The sequence below is a fragment of the Streptomyces sp. NPDC089919 genome (genome assembly GCF_040684615.1).
Lineage (GTDB): Bacteria > Actinomycetota > Actinomycetes > Streptomycetales > Streptomycetaceae > Streptomyces.
The window spans coordinates 1-17698 of sequence record NZ_JBFBGK010000141.1; the positions used below are offsets into that span (position 1 = coordinate 1).

The window sequence follows — 17698 nt, forward strand, 5'->3', positions numbered from 1 at the left end:
GGGGCGCCGCACCCGCGCGGCTGGCCGCCGGGGGCCAGGGGGGCGTGCGGGTCGCGCGCCGGGGCCGCCGCGGGCGCGCCGGCCAGCCCCGAGCGGTGGCTCGGGGCGGGGCGGCGGACGCGGCGGGCGGCGGTCACGGCGGGGTCAGCTCCGGCCGTGCCGCAGGGCGGGGTGCGCGCCGGCGGCGACCAGGTCGGCCACGGCCGCCTTCGGGTCCCGGCCGGTGACCAGGGACTCGCCGACGAGCACGGCGTCGGCGCCCTGGTTGGCGTAGGCGATGAGGTCGTGCGGGCCGCGGACGCCGGACTCGGCGACCTTGACGATGTGGTCCGGGATCTCCGGGGCGACCCGCTCGAAGGTGCCGCGGTCGACCTTGAGGTCCTTGAGGTTGCGGGCGTTGACGCCGATGATCCGGGCGCCGGCGGCCACCGCGCGCTCGACCTCCTCCTCGTCGTGGACCTCGACGAGCGGGGTCAGGCCGATGGACTCGGCCCGCTCGATGAGGGAGACCAGGGCCTCCTGCTCGAGGGCGGCGACGATCAGCAGCGCGAGGTCGGCGCCGTAGGCCCGGGCCTCCCACAGCTGGTAGGCCGTGACGATGAAGTCCTTGCGCAGGATCGGCACGTCGACCCGGGCGCGGACGGCCTCCAGGTCGGCCAGCGAACCGCCGAAGCGCCGCTGCTCGGTCAGGACCGAGATGACGGCCGCGCCGCCCGCCTCGTAGTCGGCGGCGAGCCCGGCGGGGTCGGCGATGGCGGCCAGCGCGCCCTTGGAGGGGCTGGAGCGCTTGACCTCGCAGATGACCTTCACGCCGTCGCCGCGCAGGGCCGCGACACCGTCCTTGGCCTGGGGCGCCTTGGCGGCACGCTCCTTGAGCTCGTCGAGGCTCACGCGGGCCTGCCGTTCGGCAAGGTCTGCGCGGACCCCTTCGATGATCTCGTCGAGCACACTCACGCGAGCGGCCCCCTTCCGGGTACGGAGACGGTGGTCGGGCTGTCCAAGGTCAGCACTGCCATGCTAGCCCGCCGCGGAGCGCAGCTCCGCACGGTGTGGGCCCGGTCCCAGCACCTGGACATCCGGAACGGGCGCCTCATGGGGCCAGCGCCGAGCCGAAGGGGAGGTTCCGGACCACCGAGAAGACCAGGACCAGGGCGCCGATCGCCCACCAGTGGGCCGGTTTCAGGGCGGGCTGCGGGGCCGGACGGCCGCGGGCGGCGCGCACCAGCCAGAGGATCATGAAGGCGGCGAAGGCGAAATAGCCGGCCACCGCCACGGCGTTCGCGCCCAGTGCGGTGACGAGATCGCCCTGAGCGAACGCGTGCGCACTGCGCAGTCCCCCGCAGCCCGGGCACAGCAGCCCGGTGAGCCGCAGGAGGGGGCAGACCGGGTAGTGGCCGGGCTGGTTGGGGTCGACCGCGCCGACGTACCCGAAGGCCGCCACGGCCCCCGCGACGAGGCCGAGCGGTACGGCCAGCCGGCGGACCCGGGAGACCGGCACGGCCGGTACGGCGGCCGGTGCGGCGGGCACCGGCGGGGCCGGCCGGGGCGGCGGGAGCGGGCCGGCCGGCGGTGCGGCCGGCGGGGTGCGAGAGGCGTCCACCCGGTGATTGTCGCCGTCTGCGCCGGAAGGCGCAGCCCCAGGGGGCCGCGCCTTCCGGAAAGTGCGTTCCGACGGCCGAGCGGCCGCGGCCGCTCAGGCCGCGGCGGCGGCCTTCTTCTGGCCCATGCCCGCGGCCCGCATCGCCATCCCGACGACACCGCCGAGCGCGACGACGGCCAGACCGGCCCAGAAGCCGACGGGGTTCGCCAGCACCATGAAGGCTCCCGCGATGCAGAAACCGATGAAGGCGATGATGACACCGGTCCAGGCGGCCGGGGTGTGTCCGTGGCTGCTGCCCGCCATGAGTTGCTCCTCGTTGCTCTGTCGAACGTGCTGGGTCGAACGCTCGGATGTCATTCTCCCGCACCGTGCGGGGCACGGTGCGCCGGGGTGGCCCGAAGATCGGCCGGCCGGGTCAGCCGGTGCCGGTCGGGTCCTCGCCCCGGTCCAGAGCCTTCCACAGGTCCTCGGGCCGGTCGGGGTCCAGCACGGCCGCCTTCCGGGGGCGCGGGGAGCCGTCGCGCTCGTACCGGCCCGACATGGCCGGCCAGGTACGGCCGTACCGCAGCGCCAGCAGCCCGGCGAGCAGGATCAGCGCGGCGCCCGCCGCGGTGACGTACGGCCAGGCGGTGTGGGTCAGTCCGGCGACGGTCGCGGCGGTGTCGGCGGTGGTCCGGGCGGCCTCGTCGTCCAGCGCGGCCCGGTCGCCGGCGCCGAGGACGGCGGCCAGGCCGGCCCCCGCCCCGGAGAGCGCGAGCAGGCCCGCCACCAGCAGCCGGCTACGGCCGCGGACGGCGAAGACGGCGACCAGGGCGGCCAGCCCGACGATGGCGAGGGCGGCGGGGACGCCGGTGACGGTCTGGCCGTCGGCGGTCAGAGGAAGCGTTCCTCCTCCGACGGCGGCCGTGCCGCGCGCCCAGGTGCGGCCGGAGGCGAGGAGGACGACGGTCGCGCCCAGGGCACCGAGCAGCAGGGCCACGGCGACGCTGCGGCGGCTGCTGGGCGTGGCGGCCCGGGGAGCGGTTCGGGGGTGGGGTACGGCACTCACGTACTCCACTATCCCCTACCGCCCCTCGCGGCCCGCTAGCGGCTCGGCCCGCCGGGGATCAGGCCTGGTGGAGCCGGTTCGCCGCGGCCACCGCGCGCAGCACGGCCGCGGCCTTGTTGCGGCACTCGGTGTCCTCGGACACCGGGTCCGAGTCGGCCACCACCCCGGCGCCGGCCTGGACGTACGCCGTGCCGTCGCGCAGCAGCGCGGTGCGGATGGCGATGGCGGTGTCGGAGTCGCCGGCGAAGTCGAGGTAGCCCACGCAGCCGCCGTACAGGCCGCGGCGGGTGGGCTCCAGCTCCTCGATGATCTGCATGGCGCGCGGCTTGGGGGCGCCGGAGAGGGTGCCCGCCGGGAAGCAGGCGGTCAGCACGTCGAAGGCGGTGCGGCCGTCGGCGACCTTGCCGGTGACGGTGGAGACGATGTGCATGACGTGCGAGTAGCGCTCGATGGACATGAAGTCGACCACCTCGACGGAGCCCGGCTCGCAGACCCGGCCGAGGTCGTTGCGGCCGAGGTCGACGAGCATCAGGTGCTCGGCGCGCTCCTTGGGGTCGGCCAGCAGCTCCTCGGCGAGGTCGTGGTCCTCCTGCGGGGTGGCGCCGCGGTGCCGGGTGCCGGCGATCGGGTGCACCATGGCGCGCCCGTCCTCGACCTTGACCAGCGCCTCGGGGCTGGAGCCGACCACGTCGAAGCCGTCGAAGCGGAAGAGGTACATGTACGGCGAGGGGTTGGTGGCCCGCAGCACCCGGTAGACGTCCAGCGCGGAGGCAGTGCAGGGGGTCTCGAACCGCTGCGAGGGCACCACCTGGAAGGCCTCGCCGGCCCGGATCCGCTCCTTCACGTCCTCGACGGCCGCCTGGTAGGCGGGGCCGCCCCAGCGGGCGGAGAACTCCGGGAGCTCGGCGGGCGGCAGCGGGGCCGGCGTATACGGCGCCGGGCGGGCCAGGTCCGCCTCCATCGCGTCGAGCCGGGCGACCGCGTCCGCGTACGCCTCGTCCACGCCGGTGTCGAGGTCGTTGTGGTTGATCGCGTTGGCGATCAGCAGGACGGTGCCGTCCCAGTGGTCGAGGACCGCGAGGTCGGAGGTGAGCAGCATGGTCAGCTCGGGCAGCTTCAGGTCGTCGCCGCCGTGCTCGCCGATGCGCTCGAGGCGGCGGACGATGTCGTAGCCGAGGTAGCCGACCATGCCGCCGGTGAAGGGCGGCATGGCGCCGCCGAGCGGTGCGGCCAGGTCGCGGGGAGTGTGCAGGGTCTCGATGGTCGCGCGCAGCGCCGCCAGCGGGTCGCCCGTGGTGGGGACGCCGACCGGGGCGGTGCCGGTCCAGTGGGCCTGGCCGTCGCGGGCGGACAGGGTGGCGGAGCTGCGGACGCCGATGAAGGAGTACCGGGACCAGGAGCGGCCGTGCTCGGCGGACTCCAGCAGGAAGGTCCCGGTGCGCTCGGCCGCGAGCTTGCGGTACAGCCCCACCGGGGTGTCGCCGTCGACGAGCAGCTTGCGGGTGACGGGGATGACCCGGCGGTCACCGGCGAGCTTGCGGAAGATCTCGAGATCCATGGCGGCAGACCCTATCTGTCTACTGGGCGGGGGCGCTGAGCGGCAGCACGTCGGCGTCGAAGCAGGTGCGGGCGCCGGTGTGGCAGGCGGCGCCGACCTGGTCGACCTTGACCAGCAGGGTGTCCGCGTCGCAGTCGAGGGCGACGGACTTGACGTGCTGGACGTGGCCGGAGGTGTCCCCCTTGACCCAGTACTCGCCGCGGCTGCGGGACCAGTAGGTGCAGCGGCCGGTGGTGAGGGTGCGGTGCAGCGCCTCGTCGTCCATCCAGCCCAGCATGAGCACCTCACCGGTGTCGTACTGCTGGGCGATGGCGGGTACCAGTCCGTCCGCGGACCGCTTGAGGCGGTCGGCGACGGCGGGGTCGAGGCCGCTGGGCCGGGAAGTGCTCATGGGGCCATTCTGCCGGGTGCCCGGGGGCCGCCCCGCCGCCGTCCGACTGATGGTCACGTGCGGACGGACGGCGGGACGGCGGGCCGGGTCGCCCCGGGTCAGTGCCCGTTGGTGGACCAGTGGGTCGTGTCCTTCGAGGCGGGTTGGATGTGCAGGACGCCGTAGGTGGCGCCGACCGCGATGAGCTTGGCGTTCGTCCCGTCGTGCGGCCCGCTGGAGATGGTGACCCGCTGGCCGGCGTGGTTGCGGACGGTGATGCTCCGGGCCGTCCAGGTGGTGCCCATGTCGATGGCCTTGCGCTGGGTGTGCATGCCCTTGAGCGCGGGCTCGAACTTCAGGCCCGCGCTGATGCCGAGGGCCTTGTAGAGGCGTCCGGCGGCGGCCAGGGAGGCGGCGGGGTCGTACACGCCGTTGGCGTCGGTGTGCTGCCAGCAGATGTTGACGTGGTCCTGGTCCTTGCCGGGCTTGAAGACGGGCACTTTGTCGGCGGTGGTCTTCTTCTTCACGATGTTCCAGACGGAATTCATCATGTACGCCCGCTCGAAGGGCCGGAAGGTCGCTTCCGACTGCACCCGGATCCCGGCGGCCCGCATGGCCCCGATGAAGGCGTCCACGTCCTTGCGGAAGGCCGGGGTGAGCTCCGAGGTGCTGGTGGGGCTCGGCCACTTCTTGGCCCAGGCCGCGCCGCTGAGCGAGGTGTCCGTGCAGGTGCGGACGAACGTCAGGGGTCCTCCGTTGCTGCGGCAGGTGAGGCCGGTGACCACGGCGGCGTTCCAGGTGATGGCGTACGTCTTCGGGGCGAGGAAGGGCGAGGGCTTGGTGTACTTGTGCTTCGCCTGGACCAGTTCGGCGCCGTCCGCGCCGCCGTTGAAGTCCTGCTTGTCGGTGGCCCCGTCACCCCAGACGGTGGTCAGGGAGAAGGTGCAGCTGCTGGTGTCGCCCCGGCTGACGAGCTTGAAGGAGACGGTCGGGTCGGAGCTGACGCACCGGTCGACCTTCTGGAAGCAGCTGGTACCGGCCGCCGTACGCGGCGCTGCGGCGAGCGCGACGCTCGCGGGCGCGGGGCCCGGCCGGACGGCGGCGGAGGCGGTGCCGGCGGCGACGGCGAGCACGGCCACGGTCAGCGCCGTGACCCATCTGTAGAGGCTGGAACGTAAGGACAAGGTGGTATCCCCCCAGGTCGGGCGGGCGCGGCGCGCCCGGTGGCGGTCCCGTCGTCCCCCGGCCGTCCGGGACCTGCGGGCAGGCTACGGTCCGGTCGCGGCGGGCCGGGGCCGGTCCCGGGGCGGTTCGCCCGACGGTATGAGGGCGGCCCGGCGCACGGGGACCACACGTCCTACGCCGCGGCGGGCGGCGGCGCCGTAGGCTGACCGGCATGTCTACCCATGCGAAGCGTGAACGACTGCTGCTGGCCGATCTGTTGGAGCAGGCCGGTCCGGACGCCCCGACCCTGTGCGAGGGCTGGCGGACCCGGGAGCTGGCGGCCCACGTCGTGGTCCGGGAGCGGCGCCCGGACGCGGCCGGCGGCCTGCTCCTCAACGTCCTCAAGGGGCGGCTGGACCAGGCGATGGCGGAGTACGGCGCCAAGCCGTACGAGGAGCTGATCCACCTGATCCGCACCGGCCCGCCGAAGATGTCGGTGTACGCGCTGAAGCAGATCGACGAGGCGGCGAACGCGGTCGAGTTCTACGTGCACGCCGAGGACGTGCGGCGGGCGCAGCCGGACTGGAGCCCGCGGGAGCTGGACCCGGTGTTCTCCGACGCGCTGTGGGCGCGGCTGGAGAAGCTGGCCCGGCTGACCGGCCGCCGCTCCCCCGTGGGCCTGGTGCTGCGCCGCCCGGACGGCCGCACGGCGGTGGCCCACAAGGGCGTCCCGGTGGTGACGGTCACCGGCGAGCCGGGCGAGCTGACCCTCTTCTGCTTCGGCCGCCAGGACGCCGCCCGGATCGACCTGGACGGCGAGAAGACGGCGGTCGCCCAGCTGACCACGGCGAAGCTGGGGATCTAGCCCGGCCGGCGGGCAGGCCCTACGCCCACTTCGCCGGCCGCCGGTACGCCGCGCCCGTGACCGGGTCCGTCACGGTCTGCGGGAGCTGGCTGGCGCGCAGGGCGGTCTCGTTGATCGTGAAGGACCCGACGGAGCGGAAGTGCCGGCTCGGGCGCTCGTAGCCGGGCGGCAGGGCGAGGTAGATCCGGCGGCCGGGGTCCAGCCGCCGGGACGCCTCCACCGCCGGCACCAGGTCGGAGTCCGCCGAGACGATCAGCGCGACCTCGGAGGCCCGGTTGGCGCTGTCCTCGATCAGGCGGGCGCCGATGGCCATGTCGGTGCGCTTCTCCTCGTGCCGGTGGAACCTGCGGGGCGGGGTGCAGCCGCAGTGGTAGCCCTGCCGGCAGGCGCCGCAGCGCGGCTTGTGGACCTTGTAGTGGCCCAGCTCGGTGCTCACGGCGCCGGGCCGGTGCGCGGACAGGGCGTGCAGGTGGGCGTGCTGGTCGGCGAGGGCCGCGGGGTCCTTGACCACGAGCGTGGTGCAGTACTGCACGCGGACCAGGCGGTCGGCGGGGCGCAGCCGCTCGACCAGCCCGGCCAGGTCCAGCCAGAGGTGACGGGTGCCGTAGCTGGCCCGGATGGAGTAGTCGAGGTTGGGTCCGTCGACGTAGGCGATGACGGTGCTCACGGTTCTCCCGGCGGGACGGGCCCGCCTGTTACGGTGAAGGCATACAAGGTCGGCGTGCGCGCCGATGGAACGGCCCCGGCGACGGGGCCGTTTTTTCGTGTCGGTGGTGACGGTCGGGCCCCTCAGGGCCTGGGTGACTCGTCTCCGCGGACGGCCTTGTACGCCGGGTTCCCGGGGTCGCTCAGGGCGCCGTAGACCGCGTAGGCGGACTGCTTGGGGCCGTTGACCGTGTAGGCGCCCCGGGGCGTCTTGGTCAGCACGGTGCCCAGCCAGTGGTCGCCCTTGGCGAAGTCGACCCGGCTGAGGCTGTCGAGCATCTGGGCACGCAGCCCGGCCCGCTCCTCGGCGGGCGCCTCCAGCAGCCGGCGGCCCATGGCGCCGACCGCGGCCAGCACGCTTCCCATGGCGGCGACGCAGCCCTCCCGGTCGGTGATCTCCGCGGCGAAGGCGTCCGTGTAGTCGGTCAGCCAGTCCCGGGCGAGCGCCTCCAGGTCGGCCAGGTCGACGTGGTCGATGGGGGCGGGCTTGGTGCCGTACTGGACGCCGGCGATGCCGTGCACCATGTTGACCACGAACTGGCGCAGGTCCTGGAGCTTGACCACCTTGGGGCTGTTCTTCTTGATCTGCCGGGAGATCCGCTCGACCTTGCCCTGGAAGAAGGGGATCTCCTCCGAGAGCCGGCCGACCACCTCCATCAGCGGGTCGTCGGTGTCCATGCTCAGGGCGATGGCCGAGTTGACCTTCACGCCGAGGACGTTCAGGTCGTAGAAGAACTGCCGGGCCTGCATGGGCGTGCGGTCGTCGTGGACCACGGCGCTGAGGTAGGCGGTGGCGTGCGCCTTCTTGCCCGCCTCGTCGGTGAGGTTGTTCTGCAGGTGGTAGTGGCTGGCGAGCTGGGTCTCGCCGTCGATGGCGAGCAGCTTGAGGTCGTGCGGTACGCAGAGGTACTGCTGGAGCACGCCGCCCTTGTGCGCGGACTGCACGACGGACAGTTCCTGGGGGGTCCACAGGTGGATGGGCGGCAGCACGCCGACGCGCTCCGCGCGCACGTGCCGGTCGATGTAGGCCGCGTACTTGGGGATGTTGATCTTCTTGCCGAGCTCCAGCCCGCGCTGGACCAGGGAGTGCAGCTCGACGTCCTCGTCCGTGATGTCGGGGTGCCGCGACTTCACGTGGGACTGGAGCAGGACCGGGTCATGGGTGATCACATTGAGCTGCCGGAACTGGATCTGGACGTGCGTGGTGTGGTCGTCCACCGGCAGGCAGCGGATGAACATCCCTGCCGCGAGGTCCAGTTCGTCGGTACTTAACTTCGCCATGCGGACGAGGTTAGGCGCCGCCTCGAGCCCGCCGCAGGGCTTTTCTCGAGAAAGCCGGAAAAGGAATCTCGAGGGGAGCCCCGCGGCGGGCAGCGAGGGGTCAGCGGACCGGGTGGCCGGCCTCGTGGAGGGCCTGCTTGACCTCGGAGATGCGCAGGTCGCCGAAGTGGAACACGGAGGCGGCGAGCACCGCGTCCGCGCCCGCGGCGATGGCCGGCGGGAAGTGGTCCAGCCGGCCGGCGCCGCCGGAGGCGATGACCGGGACGGTGACGTGCTTGCGGACCGCCGCGATCATCTCGATGTCGTAGCCGTCCTTGGTGCCGTCCGCGTCCATGGAGTTGAGCAGGATCTCGCCCGCGCCCAGCTCCGCGGCCCGGTGGGCCCATTCGACGGCGTCGATGCCGGTGCCGCGGCGGCCGCCGTGGGTGGTGACCTCGAAGGTGCCGGCCGGGGTGCGGCGGGCGTCCACCGAGAGGACCAGCACCTGGCGGCCGAACCGCTCGGCGATCTCCCGGATCAGCTCCGGGCGGGCGATGGCGGCCGTGTTGACGCCCACCTTGTCGGCCCCGGCCCGCAGCAGCTTGTCCACGTCCTCGGCGGTGCGCACGCCGCCGCCGACGGTGAGCGGGATGAAGACCTGCTCGGCGGTGCGGCGCACCACGTCGTAGGTGGTCTCCCGGTCGCCCGAGGAAGCGGTGATGTCGAGGAAGGTCAGCTCGTCGGCGCCCTCGGCGTCGTAGAGCTTGGCCATCTCGACGGGGTCGCCCGCGTCGCGGAGGTTCTGGAAGTTGACGCCCTTGACGACCCGGCCGTTGTCGACGTCCAGGCAGGGGATGACGCGTACCGCGAGGGTCACGAGGCTGCTCCTTCCGGACCGCGGTAGGCCTCGACCTCGACCTCGACCAGGATGCGGGGGTCGACGAAGCTGTCGACGACCATGAGGGTGCAGACCGGCCGCACGGAGTCGAAGAGCTCCTTGTGGGCCCGGCCGACCTCGTCGATGTCGCGGACGTGGGTCAGCAGCAGCCGGGTGCGGATGACGTCCTGCGCCCCGAGGCCGAACTCGGCCAGCGCCTCGAAGGCGGTGCCGAAGGCGACCTTGGCCTGCTCGTACGGGTCCCCCTCGCCGTGCAGCACCGGCCCCTTGAAGGAGGTGGTGCCGCCGACGACGACCCGGTCGCCGGCCGCCACGGCGCGTGCGAATCCGAAGGTCTCCTCCCAGGGGCTGCCGCTCTGGACGTGGCGCACGCCGCTCATGACGCGACCACCCCGGAGACCTCGGCCAGGGCTTCCTGGAGGGTGAAGGCCTTGGCGTACAGGGCCTTGCCGACGATGGAGCCCTCGACGCCCAGCGGGACCAGCTCGGCGATGGCGCGCAGGTCCGCGAGCGAGGAGACGCCGCCGGAGGCCACCACCGGCTTGTCGGTGGCGGCGCAGACGTTCTTCAGCAGCTCCAGGTTGGGGCCGGTGAGGGTGCCGTCGCGGCCGATGTCGGTGACGACGTAGCGGGCGCAGCCCTCGGAGTCGAGGCGGGCCAGGGTCTCGTAGAGGTCCCCGCCCTCGCTGGTCCAGCCGCGGCCCTTGAGGGTGGTGCCGCGGACGTCGAGGCCGACGGCGATCTTGTCGCCGTGCTCGGCGATGACCTTGGCGACCCACTCGGGGGTCTCCAGGGCGGCGGTACCGAGGTTGACCCGGGTGCAGCCGGTGGCCAGGGCCTTGGCGAGGGAGGCGTCGTCGCGGATGCCGCCGGAGAGCTCGACCTTGATGTCCAGGGCGCCGGTGATCTCCGCGACCAGGGCGCGGTTGTCGCCGGTGCCGAAGGCGGCGTCGAGGTCGACCAGGTGGAGCCATTCGGCCCCGGCGGCCTGCCAGGACAGGGCGGCCTCCAGCGGGGAGCCGTACGAGGTCTCCGAGCCGGACTCGCCGTGCACCAGCCGGACGGCCTGGGCGTCGCGGACGTCGACGGCGGGCAGGAGTTCGAGCTTCTTCGACATCACAGAGTGCCAATCCAGTTGGTGAGGAGCTGTGCTCCGGCGTCGCCAGACTTCTCGGGGTGGAACTGGGTGGCCCACAGGGCGCTGTTCTCCACCGCGGCGACGAAGGGCTCGCCGTGGGTGGCCCAGGTGACCTTGGGCGCGCGGATGGCCGGGTTGGTGACCTCCAGCGACCACTCGCGCACGCCGTAGGAGTGCACGAAGTAGTAGCGGGCGTCGGCGTCCAGGCCGGCGAACAGCCGGCTGTCCGCGGGGGCCTCGACGGTGTTCCAGCCCATGTGCGGCACGACGGGGGCCTTCAGCGGCTCGACCGTGCCGGGCCACTCGTCCAGGCCCTCGGTCTCCACGCCGTGCTCGATGCCGCGCTCGAAGAGGATCTGCATGCCGACGCAGATGCCCATGACGGGCCGGCCGCCGGAGAGCCGGCGGCTGACGATCCAGTCGCCGCGGGCCTCCTTGAGCCCCTGCATGCAGGCGGAGAAGGCGCCGACGCCGGGCACGAGCAGGCCGTCGGCGTCCATGGCCTTGTCGTAGTCGCGGGTGATCTCCACGTCGGCGCCGACGTGGGCCAGGGCCCGCTCGGCGGAGCGGACGTTGCCGAAGCCGTAGTCGAAGACCACGACCTTCTTGGTGGGGCGCACGGCGCTCACTCCCAGATTCCTTGGATCCGCAGGACCCCGGCGACCAGGCACATCAGCGAGCTGAGGCCCAGCAGCACGATGACGCCGGTGGGCATCTTCTGCTTCTTGAAGGAGTACACGCCGCCGGCGAGGAAGAGGCCGACGACGATCAGGATGGTGGACAGACCGGTCACGGTTACAGGGCGCCCTTCGTGGAGGGCAGGATGCCGGCCGCGCGCGGGTCGTGCTCGGCGGCGTACCGCAGGGCCCGGGCCAGCGCCTTGAACTGGCACTCGACGATGTGGTGGGCGTTGCGCCCGTACGGGACGTGCACGTGCAGGGCGATCTGCGCCTGGGCCACGAAGGACTCGAAGATGTGCCGGGTCATCGTGGTGTCGTACTCGCCGATCATCGGCGCCATGTTCTCGGGCTCGGTGTGCACGAGGTACGGGCGGCCGGAGAGGTCGACGGTGACCTGGGCCAGGGACTCGTCCAGCGGCACGGTGCAGTTGCCGAAGCGGTAGATGCCGACCTTGTCGCCGAGGGCCTGCTTGAAGGCGGCGCCCAGCGCGAGGGCGGTGTCCTCGATGGTGTGGTGCGAGTCGATGTGCAGGTCGCCGTCGGTCTTGACGGTGAGGTCGAAGAGGCCGTGCCGGCCGAGCTGGTCGAGCATGTGGTCGTAGAAGCCGACGCCGGTCGACACGTCGACCTTGCCGGTGCCGTCCAGGTCTATCTCGACCAGGACCGAGGTCTCCTTGGTGGTGCGCTCCACCCGTCCGATGCGGCTCATGCCTGCTGCTCCTTCTTCAGTGCGCGAACCGCTTCCAGGAACGCGTCGTTCTCGGCCGGGGTGCCCGCGGTGACCCGCAGCCATCCGGGTACTCCGTTGTCCCGGACCAGGACGCCCCGGTCGAGGATCTGCTGCCAGGCGGTGTGCGAGTCCGCGAACCGCCCGAACTGGACGAAGTTCGCGTCGGACTCGGTGACCTCGTAGCCGATCGCGCGCAGCTCGGCCACCAGCCGGTCGCGCTCGGCCTTGAGCTGCTCGACGTAGCCGAGCAGGGTGTCGGTGTGCTCCAGGGCGGCCAGGGCCGTGGCCTGGGTGACGGCGGACAGGTGGTACGGCAGCCGCACCAGCTGGACGGCGTCGACGACGGCGGGGTGCGCGGCCAGGTAGCCGAGCCGCAGGCCGGCCGCGCCGAAGGCCTTGGACATGGTCCGGGAGACCACCAGGTGCGGGCGGCCCGCCAGGAGGGGCAGCAGCGAGGCGCGGTGGCTGAACTCGACGTAGGCCTCGTCGACGATCACCATCGTCGGCTTCACGGCCTGGGCGGCGTCGTAGAGCGCGAGGACCGTCTCGGCCCCGACGGCGGTGCCGGTGGGGTTGTTGGGGGAGGTGATGAAGACGACGTCGGGGGTGTGCTCCTCGATCGCCGCGCGGGCGGCCTCGACGTCGATCGTGAAGTCCGCGCGCCGGGGGCCGGAGATCCAGCCGGTGCCGGTGCCCCGGGCGATCAGCGCGTGCATCGAGTACGAGGGCTCGAAGCCGAGGGCGGTGCGGCCGGGGCCCCCGAAGGTCTGCAGCAGCTGCTGGAGGACTTCGTTGGAGCCGTTGGCGGCCCAGACGTTCTCCCGGCCGACCGGGTGCCCGCCCGTGCGGCTGAGGTACCCGGCCAGTTCGGTGCGCAGCTCCACCGCGTCCCGGTCGGGGTAGCGGTTGAGGGTGCGGGCGGCTTCGGCGACCCGCTCGGCGATCCGGGCGACCAGCGCCTCGGGCAGCTGGTACGGGTTCTCGTTGGTGTTGAGCTGGACGGGCACGTCGAGCTGGGGCGCGCCGTACGGGGTCTTGCCGCGCAGCTCGTCGCGGATGGGCAGGTCGTCGATGCCGACCTGGTCGTACGAGGTCACTGGCCGGGCACCTTCCAGTCGAATCGGGCCTTGAGCGCGGCACCGTGCGCGGGCAGGTCCTCCGCCTCGGCGAGGGTGACCACGTGGTGGGTGACCTCGGCGAGGGCGTCGCGGGTGTAGTCCACGATGTGGATGCCGCGCAGGAAGGACTGGACGGACAGGCCCGAGGAGTGGCAGGCGCAGCCGCCGGTGGGCAGCACGTGGTTGGACCCGGCGCAGTAGTCGCCGAGCGAGACCGGGGCCCAGGGGCCGACGAAGACCGCGCCGGCGTTGCGCACCCGGGCGGCGAGCGCGGCGGCGTCGGCGGTCTGGATCTCCAGGTGCTCGGCGCCGTAGGCGTTGACGACCGCGAGGCCGTCCTCCAGGTCGCGCACCAGCACGACGGCGGACTGGCGGCCGGCCAGCGCGGGCTTGATCCGGTCCTCGACGTGCTTGGTGGCCGCGACCTGCGGTGCCAGCTCCCGCTCGACGGCGGCCGCCAGCTCCTCGGAGTCGGTCACCAGGACGGCGGCGGCCAGCGGGTCGTGCTCGGCCTGGCTGATCAGGTCGGCGGCGACGTGCACCGGGTCGGCGGTGGCGTCCGCGAGCACGGCGATCTCGGTCGGGCCGGCCTCGGTGTCGATGCCGATCTTCCCGGTGAAGTACCGCTTGGCGGCCGCGACCCAGATGTTGCCGGGGCCGGTGACCATGTTGGCGGGGGCGCACTCGTCGGTGCCGTACGCGAACATCGCGACGGCCTGGGCGCCGCCGGCGGCGTACACCTCGTCGACCCCGAGCAGCGCGCAGGCGGCCAGGATCGTGGGGTGCGGCAGGCCGTCGAACTCGGCCTGCGGCGGGGAGGCGAGCGCGACGGAGCCGACCCCCGCCTCCTGCGCCGGGACGACGTTCATGATCACGGACGAGGGGTAGACGGACCGGCCGCCGGGAGCGTAGAGGCCCACCCGCTCGACGGGCACCCACTTCTCCGTGACGGTGCCGCCGGGCACGACCTGGGTGGTGTGCTCGGTGCGGCGCTGGGCGGCGTGCACGATCCGGGCGCGCCGGATCGACTCCTCGAGGGCGGCGCGGACGGCCGGGTCGAGCTCGACCAAGGCCTTCTCGAGCGCTTCTGCAGGGACCCTGACCTGGGAGAGGGTGACCCCGTCGAATTTCTGCGCGTACTCGATCAGCGCCGCGGTGCCACGATGATGCACGTCCTCGCAGATGGGCCGCACCTTCTCCAGGGCGGCTTCCACGTCGAACTCGGCACGGGGCAGCAGATCGCGCAGGGCGGCACCCTCGGGGAGGGCGTCACCGCGCAGGTCGATACGAGAGATCACTCTCCGATTCTCTCAGACCCGCTCCCGCCACTGGTCGTCCGTATCACTGGCTGATACGGGTCCCGGCTGTCACACGGTGCCACTACCGTGCGCAGGACGGGGCGAGGGGATGGGGGGCCTGACGTGGACGGCATGCCGGTGGAACAGGCGCGCAGGGAGGGTCCCGGCGGGGCGGACCCGCTGGTCGAGGGGGCTCCGGAGGACCTGACCGAGCCGGAGCTGCGGATGTGGCGGGCCTTTCGGACCGGCAGCGTCTGCGACCTGTCGGCGCGCGTGGCGGAGCTGGACGACCCGTTCTCCGAGCGCCGCTGGGGTACGGAGCGCAGCGTGCGGGCCGAGGTGCTGGCGCTGCTGCTGCTGAGCGGGCCGCCGCCGGTGCCGGGGCGGGTGAACTCCCTCAAGCTGCGCGGGGCGCGGATCACCGGCCGGCTCGACCTGTCGGGCGGGCTGGTCGAGCCGTACGTCGAGCTCCAGTCCTGCCGCTTCGACGGCGAGCTGCTGCTGCCGGAGGCCCGTTTCACCACCCTGCGGCTGGTGCGCTGCGCGGTCCCGCGGATCGAGGCGGCCCGCCTGCACACCGCGGGCGACCTGCACCTGCCGCGCTGCCGGGTGGCCCGCGGGATCCGGCTGACCGACGCGCAGATCGGCACGGACCTGCTGATCAGCGAGCTGGTGGTGCAGCGGGACCGCAAGGGCCGGGCGATCGCCGCGGACGGCATGTCGGTGGCGCAGGACTTCCAGGCCGAGATGCTGGAGTCGTACGGGGAGATCAGCCTGCGCGGCGCGAAGGTCGGCGTGTCGATGAGCCTGCGGGGTGCCAAGCTGCGCAACCCCTACGGCCGGCGGGCGCTGAACGCCCCGCAGCTGACGGTGGAGCGGACGCTCTACCTGACCTCGGTCGCGCTGGACGGCGAGAGCGGCTCCACTCCCCCGTACGGGATCAGCAGCACGCCGGTGCGCGGGGCCCGGGTGCAGCGCTTCGACTGCCGGGGCGGGCTGCGGCTGGACGACGGCCGCTTCGGGGACGCGGTGGACTTCTACGGCGCGCGCTTCTCGCTCGCCTCGGACCAGGAGGTGTCGCTGCGCCGGATCCAGACGCCGGAGCTGCGGTTCGTGGGCGAGCGGCCGGAGCAGGGGCGGGTGGTGCTCTCCGGCGCCAAGGTGGTCAAGCTGGTGGACACGGCCATGAGCTGGCCGGGTCCGGGCGGCTTCGCCATGGACGGCTTCTCGTACGAGATCCTGGCGCCGCGCGGGCACTTCCCGCTGGTGCGGCGGCTGGAGTGGGTGGAGGCGGCCACCCCGGAGTACTCGCCGGAGCCGTACGAGCGGCTGGCGGCGGTGCTGCGCAACAGCGGCGAGGACGCGGACGCCCGGGAGGTCCTGCTGGCCAAGCAGCGGCGGCGGCGCGAGACGCTGCCGCTGGCCGGGAAGCTGTGGGGCCACCTCCAGGACTGGACGGTGGCGTACGGCTACCGGCCGGGCCGGGCGGCGCTGTGGATGGCCGTGCTGTGGGCGGCCGGGGCACTGGTGTTTTCCCGCCATGATCCGCCGGCGATCAAGGCGGACGAGCATCCGGAGTGGAATCCGGTGCTGTACGCCCTGGACCTGCTGGTGCCGGTGATCGATCTGGGGCAGGAGGGCTACTGGCGGCTGGAGGGCGGCTGGCAGTGGGTGTCCGCGGCGCTGGTGATGCTGGGCTGGATCCTGGCGACGACCGTGGCGGCCGGGGCGTCCCGGCTGCTCCGCAGGGGGTGAGCCGGGCCGGGCGGGCGGGCTGACGGGGTCCGGGCGGGCGGGGTGACGCGGTGGCCGGTGGGGCCACTACGCTGACCGTCGTGACCACCGTTCGCCTGCCGCTCTTCCCGCTCAACTCGGTGCTGTTCCCGGGGCTCGTCCTGCCCCTGAACGTCTTCGAGGAGCGCTATCGCGCCATGATGCGCGACCTGCTGAAGTCGGGCGAGGACGCGCCCCGCCGCTTCGCCGTCGTCGCGATCCGCGACGGCCGCGAGGTGGCACCGACCGCGCCGGGGATGCCGGACCCGACGGCGATGCCCGAGCGGGGGCCGGCCGCGGGCTTCGGCCCGGACCCGATCCAGGCCTTCCACCGGGTCGGCTGCATCGCGGACGCGGCGACGATCCGGGAGCGCGAGGACGGCAGCTTCGAGGTGCTGGCCACCGGCACCACCCGGGTGCGGCTGCTGTCGGTGGACGCCTCGGGCCCGTTCCTGACGGCCGAGCTGGAGGAACTGCCGGAGGACGCCGGGGACGGTGCGGGGGCACTGGCCGAGGGCGTCCTGCGGGCGTTCCGGGCGTACCAGAAGCGGCTGGCGGGGGCCCGGGAGCGGACCCTGACCACGGGCGCGGAGCTGCCGGACGAGCCGTCGGTGGTCTCGTACCTGGTGGCGGCGGCGGCCGTGCTGGACATCCCGTCCAAGCAGCGGCTGCTGCAGGCCCCGGACACCGCGACCCGGCTGGCGGAGGAACTGAAGCTGCTGCGCGCGGAGACCGCGGTGCTGCGGCACCTGCCGTCGCTGCCGGCGGTGGACCTGACCCGGGCGCCGACCAGCCCGAACTGAACCGAGAGGGGCGCCGGTGGCGAAGAAGACGAAGCAGGGCGGCGGTACGGGGACGCCGGCCACGGTCGCACTGACGGCGGCCGGGACGGCCTTCACCGTGCACGCCTACGAGCACGACCCGGCGGCCGCCTCGTACGGCGAGGAGGCCGCGCAGGCCATGGGCGTCAGCCCCGAGCGCGTCTTCAAGACGCTGATCGCGGAGGCGGACGGGGCGCTGACGGTCGCGGTGGTCCCGGTGGCCGGCTCCCTGGACCTCAAGGCGCTGGCCGCGGCGGTGGGGGCGAAGCGGGCCGTGATGGCCGATCCCGCGGCGGCCGAGCGGTCCTCGGGCTACGTCCGGGGCGGCATCTCGCCGCTGGGCCAGCGGCGGCGCCTGCCGACCGTCCTGGACGCCTCGGCCTCGGCCCACGCCACGATCTGCGTCTCGGCGGGCCGCCGCGGCCTGGAGCTCGAACTCTCCCCCACCGACCTCGCCACCCTCACCAACGCCCTCCTGGCCCCCATCGCCCGCCCGTAGCCCCGGCCCGCGCGGCCGCGGTAACCCGGCCCCGGGTACGCCGTACCGCCGCCGGCCGACGGCTGTACGCGTGGCCCGCGGGCGGTCGGGATGTGTGGGGAGCGGTGCTGGGGGCACCTCCCAGCGGTAGCTGGGGGAGGGGGTGGCAGGCTGGACCGGAGGCAGGCCCGGGC

At 73.4% G+C, this 17698-nt stretch carries 21 protein-coding genes; 4 read left to right on the top strand and 17 right to left on the bottom strand.

From position 1 onward, the window contains the following. Window positions 1-144: 144 nt before the first annotated feature. From trpC to AB0O40_RS34480, 7 genes are all read right to left on the bottom strand, one after another. On the bottom strand, window positions 145-954 hold the full coding sequence (gene trpC / locus AB0O40_RS34450; RefSeq protein ID WP_365049604.1) for an indole-3-glycerol phosphate synthase TrpC: 810 nt from the start codon (window positions 952-954) through the stop codon (window positions 145-147). Between the two features lie 136 nt (window positions 955-1090). Further along, window positions 1091-1600, bottom strand: a complete 510-nt coding sequence (locus AB0O40_RS34455) for a DUF2752 domain-containing protein (protein ID WP_365049606.1) — start codon at window positions 1598-1600, stop codon at window positions 1091-1093. A 93-nt stretch (window positions 1601-1693) separates the two neighbouring features. Then, window positions 1694-1903: an HGxxPAAW family protein gene (locus AB0O40_RS34460; protein WP_365049608.1), complete on the bottom strand. Its 210-nt coding sequence runs from the start codon at window positions 1901-1903 to the stop codon at window positions 1694-1696. Between the two features lie 112 nt (window positions 1904-2015). Beyond that, on the bottom strand, window positions 2016-2657 hold the full coding sequence (locus AB0O40_RS34465; protein WP_365049609.1) for a TIGR02234 family membrane protein: 642 nt from the start codon (window positions 2655-2657) through the stop codon (window positions 2016-2018). Window positions 2658-2706: 49 nt separating this feature from the next. Continuing rightward, window positions 2707-4206: an anthranilate synthase component I gene (locus AB0O40_RS34470; protein ID WP_365049611.1), complete on the bottom strand. Its 1500-nt coding sequence runs from the start codon at window positions 4204-4206 to the stop codon at window positions 2707-2709. 19 nt (window positions 4207-4225) lie between these two features. Then, window positions 4226-4597, bottom strand: coding sequence for a phosphoribosyl-AMP cyclohydrolase (gene hisI, locus AB0O40_RS34475; RefSeq protein ID WP_365049613.1), 372 nt, complete (start codon window positions 4595-4597; stop codon window positions 4226-4228). A 98-nt stretch (window positions 4598-4695) separates the two neighbouring features. Continuing rightward, window positions 4696-5760, bottom strand: coding sequence for a hypothetical protein (locus AB0O40_RS34480; protein ID WP_365049614.1), 1065 nt, complete (start codon window positions 5758-5760; stop codon window positions 4696-4698). Between the two features lie 212 nt (window positions 5761-5972). Between AB0O40_RS34480 and AB0O40_RS34485 the strand changes: the two genes are divergently transcribed. Then, window positions 5973-6605: a TIGR03085 family metal-binding protein gene (locus AB0O40_RS34485; RefSeq protein ID WP_365049616.1), complete on the top strand. Its 633-nt coding sequence runs from the start codon at window positions 5973-5975 to the stop codon at window positions 6603-6605. A gap of 19 nt (window positions 6606-6624) precedes the next feature. Here the strand turns inward: AB0O40_RS34485 and AB0O40_RS34490 are convergent, their stop codons facing one another. From AB0O40_RS34490 to hisD, 10 genes are all read right to left on the bottom strand, one after another. After that, entirely contained in the window at window positions 6625-7272 is a 648-nt protein-coding gene (locus AB0O40_RS34490; RefSeq protein ID WP_365049618.1) for an NYN domain-containing protein, read from the bottom strand. A gap of 122 nt (window positions 7273-7394) precedes the next feature. Next, a complete protein-coding gene (locus AB0O40_RS34495; protein WP_365049620.1) occupies window positions 7395-8591 on the bottom strand; it encodes a DNA sulfur modification protein DndB in 1197 nt (398 codons plus the stop codon). Window positions 8592-8691: 100 nt separating this feature from the next. After that, on the bottom strand, window positions 8692-9447 hold the full coding sequence (gene hisF / locus AB0O40_RS34500) for an imidazole glycerol phosphate synthase subunit HisF (RefSeq protein ID WP_365049622.1): 756 nt from the start codon (window positions 9445-9447) through the stop codon (window positions 8692-8694). Next, a complete protein-coding gene (locus tag AB0O40_RS34505; RefSeq protein ID WP_365049623.1) occupies window positions 9444-9848 on the bottom strand; it encodes a RidA family protein in 405 nt (134 codons plus the stop codon). The genes hisF and AB0O40_RS34505 overlap by 4 nt, the downstream gene beginning before the upstream one ends. Continuing rightward, entirely contained in the window at window positions 9845-10585 is a 741-nt protein-coding gene (gene priA / locus AB0O40_RS34510) for a bifunctional 1-(5-phosphoribosyl)-5-((5-phosphoribosylamino)methylideneamino)imidazole-4-carboxamide isomerase/phosphoribosylanthranilate isomerase PriA (RefSeq protein ID WP_365049625.1), read from the bottom strand. Before priA ends, AB0O40_RS34505 begins: the two co-directional genes overlap by 4 nt. Further along, window positions 10585-11235 (bottom strand): imidazole glycerol phosphate synthase subunit HisH, encoded by a 651-nt coding sequence (gene hisH / locus AB0O40_RS34515; protein ID WP_365049626.1) that lies wholly within the window; start codon window positions 11233-11235, stop codon window positions 10585-10587. The genes priA and hisH overlap by 1 nt, the downstream gene beginning before the upstream one ends. After that, window positions 11232-11399: a hypothetical protein gene (locus AB0O40_RS34520; RefSeq protein ID WP_365049628.1), complete on the bottom strand. Its 168-nt coding sequence runs from the start codon at window positions 11397-11399 to the stop codon at window positions 11232-11234. Before AB0O40_RS34520 ends, hisH begins: the two co-directional genes overlap by 4 nt. A gap of 2 nt (window positions 11400-11401) precedes the next feature. Then, entirely contained in the window at window positions 11402-11995 is a 594-nt protein-coding gene (gene hisB / locus AB0O40_RS34525; RefSeq protein WP_365049630.1) for an imidazoleglycerol-phosphate dehydratase HisB, read from the bottom strand. Further along, window positions 11992-13113, bottom strand: coding sequence for a histidinol-phosphate transaminase (locus AB0O40_RS34530; RefSeq protein ID WP_365049632.1), 1122 nt, complete (start codon window positions 13111-13113; stop codon window positions 11992-11994). The genes hisB and AB0O40_RS34530 overlap by 4 nt, the downstream gene beginning before the upstream one ends. Continuing rightward, window positions 13110-14432, bottom strand: coding sequence for a histidinol dehydrogenase (gene hisD / locus AB0O40_RS34535; RefSeq protein WP_365049634.1), 1323 nt, complete (start codon window positions 14430-14432; stop codon window positions 13110-13112). Before hisD ends, AB0O40_RS34530 begins: the two co-directional genes overlap by 4 nt. 225 nt (window positions 14433-14657) lie before the next feature. Between hisD and AB0O40_RS34540 the strand changes: the two genes are divergently transcribed. From AB0O40_RS34540 to ybaK, 3 genes are all read left to right on the top strand, one after another. Beyond that, window positions 14658-16187 carry an oxidoreductase gene (locus AB0O40_RS34540; protein ID WP_365049639.1) on the top strand — a complete coding sequence of 510 codons (1530 nt, stop codon included), beginning with the start codon at window positions 14658-14660 and terminating at the stop codon, window positions 16185-16187. An 80-nt stretch (window positions 16188-16267) separates the two neighbouring features. Then, on the top strand, window positions 16268-17008 hold the full coding sequence (locus tag AB0O40_RS34545; protein ID WP_365049636.1) for an LON peptidase substrate-binding domain-containing protein: 741 nt from the start codon (window positions 16268-16270) through the stop codon (window positions 17006-17008). A gap of 16 nt (window positions 17009-17024) precedes the next feature. Continuing rightward, a complete protein-coding gene (gene ybaK, locus AB0O40_RS34550) occupies window positions 17025-17525 on the top strand; it encodes a Cys-tRNA(Pro) deacylase (RefSeq protein WP_365049637.1) in 501 nt (166 codons plus the stop codon). Window positions 17526-17698 lie beyond the last annotated feature (173 nt).

Excerpts from the sequence above, each read along its gene's own strand:
- AB0O40_RS34540 (WP_365049639.1), top strand. The coding sequence starts at position 14,658 with ATGTGGCGGGCCTTTCGGACCGGCAGCGTCTGCGACCTGTCGGCGCGC.
- AB0O40_RS34460 (WP_365049608.1), bottom strand. The coding sequence starts at position 1,903 with ATGGCGGGCAGCAGCCACGGACACACCCCGGCCGCCTGGACCGGTGTC.
- AB0O40_RS34495 (WP_365049620.1), bottom strand. The coding sequence starts at position 8,591 with ATGGCGAAGTTAAGTACCGACGAACTGGACCTCGCGGCAGGGATGTTC.
- AB0O40_RS34505 (WP_365049623.1), bottom strand. The coding sequence starts at position 9,848 with ATGAGCGGCGTGCGCCACGTCCAGAGCGGCAGCCCCTGGGAGGAGACC.
- hisI (WP_365049613.1), bottom strand. The coding sequence starts at position 4,597 with ATGAGCACTTCCCGGCCCAGCGGCCTCGACCCCGCCGTCGCCGACCGC.
- AB0O40_RS34470 (WP_365049611.1), bottom strand. The coding sequence starts at position 4,206 with ATGGATCTCGAGATCTTCCGCAAGCTCGCCGGTGACCGCCGGGTCATC.
- AB0O40_RS34485 (WP_365049616.1), top strand. The coding sequence starts at position 5,973 with ATGTCTACCCATGCGAAGCGTGAACGACTGCTGCTGGCCGATCTGTTG.
- priA (WP_365049625.1), bottom strand. The coding sequence starts at position 10,585 with ATGTCGAAGAAGCTCGAACTCCTGCCCGCCGTCGACGTCCGCGACGCC.
- hisB (WP_365049630.1), bottom strand. The coding sequence starts at position 11,995 with ATGAGCCGCATCGGACGGGTGGAGCGCACCACCAAGGAGACCTCGGTC.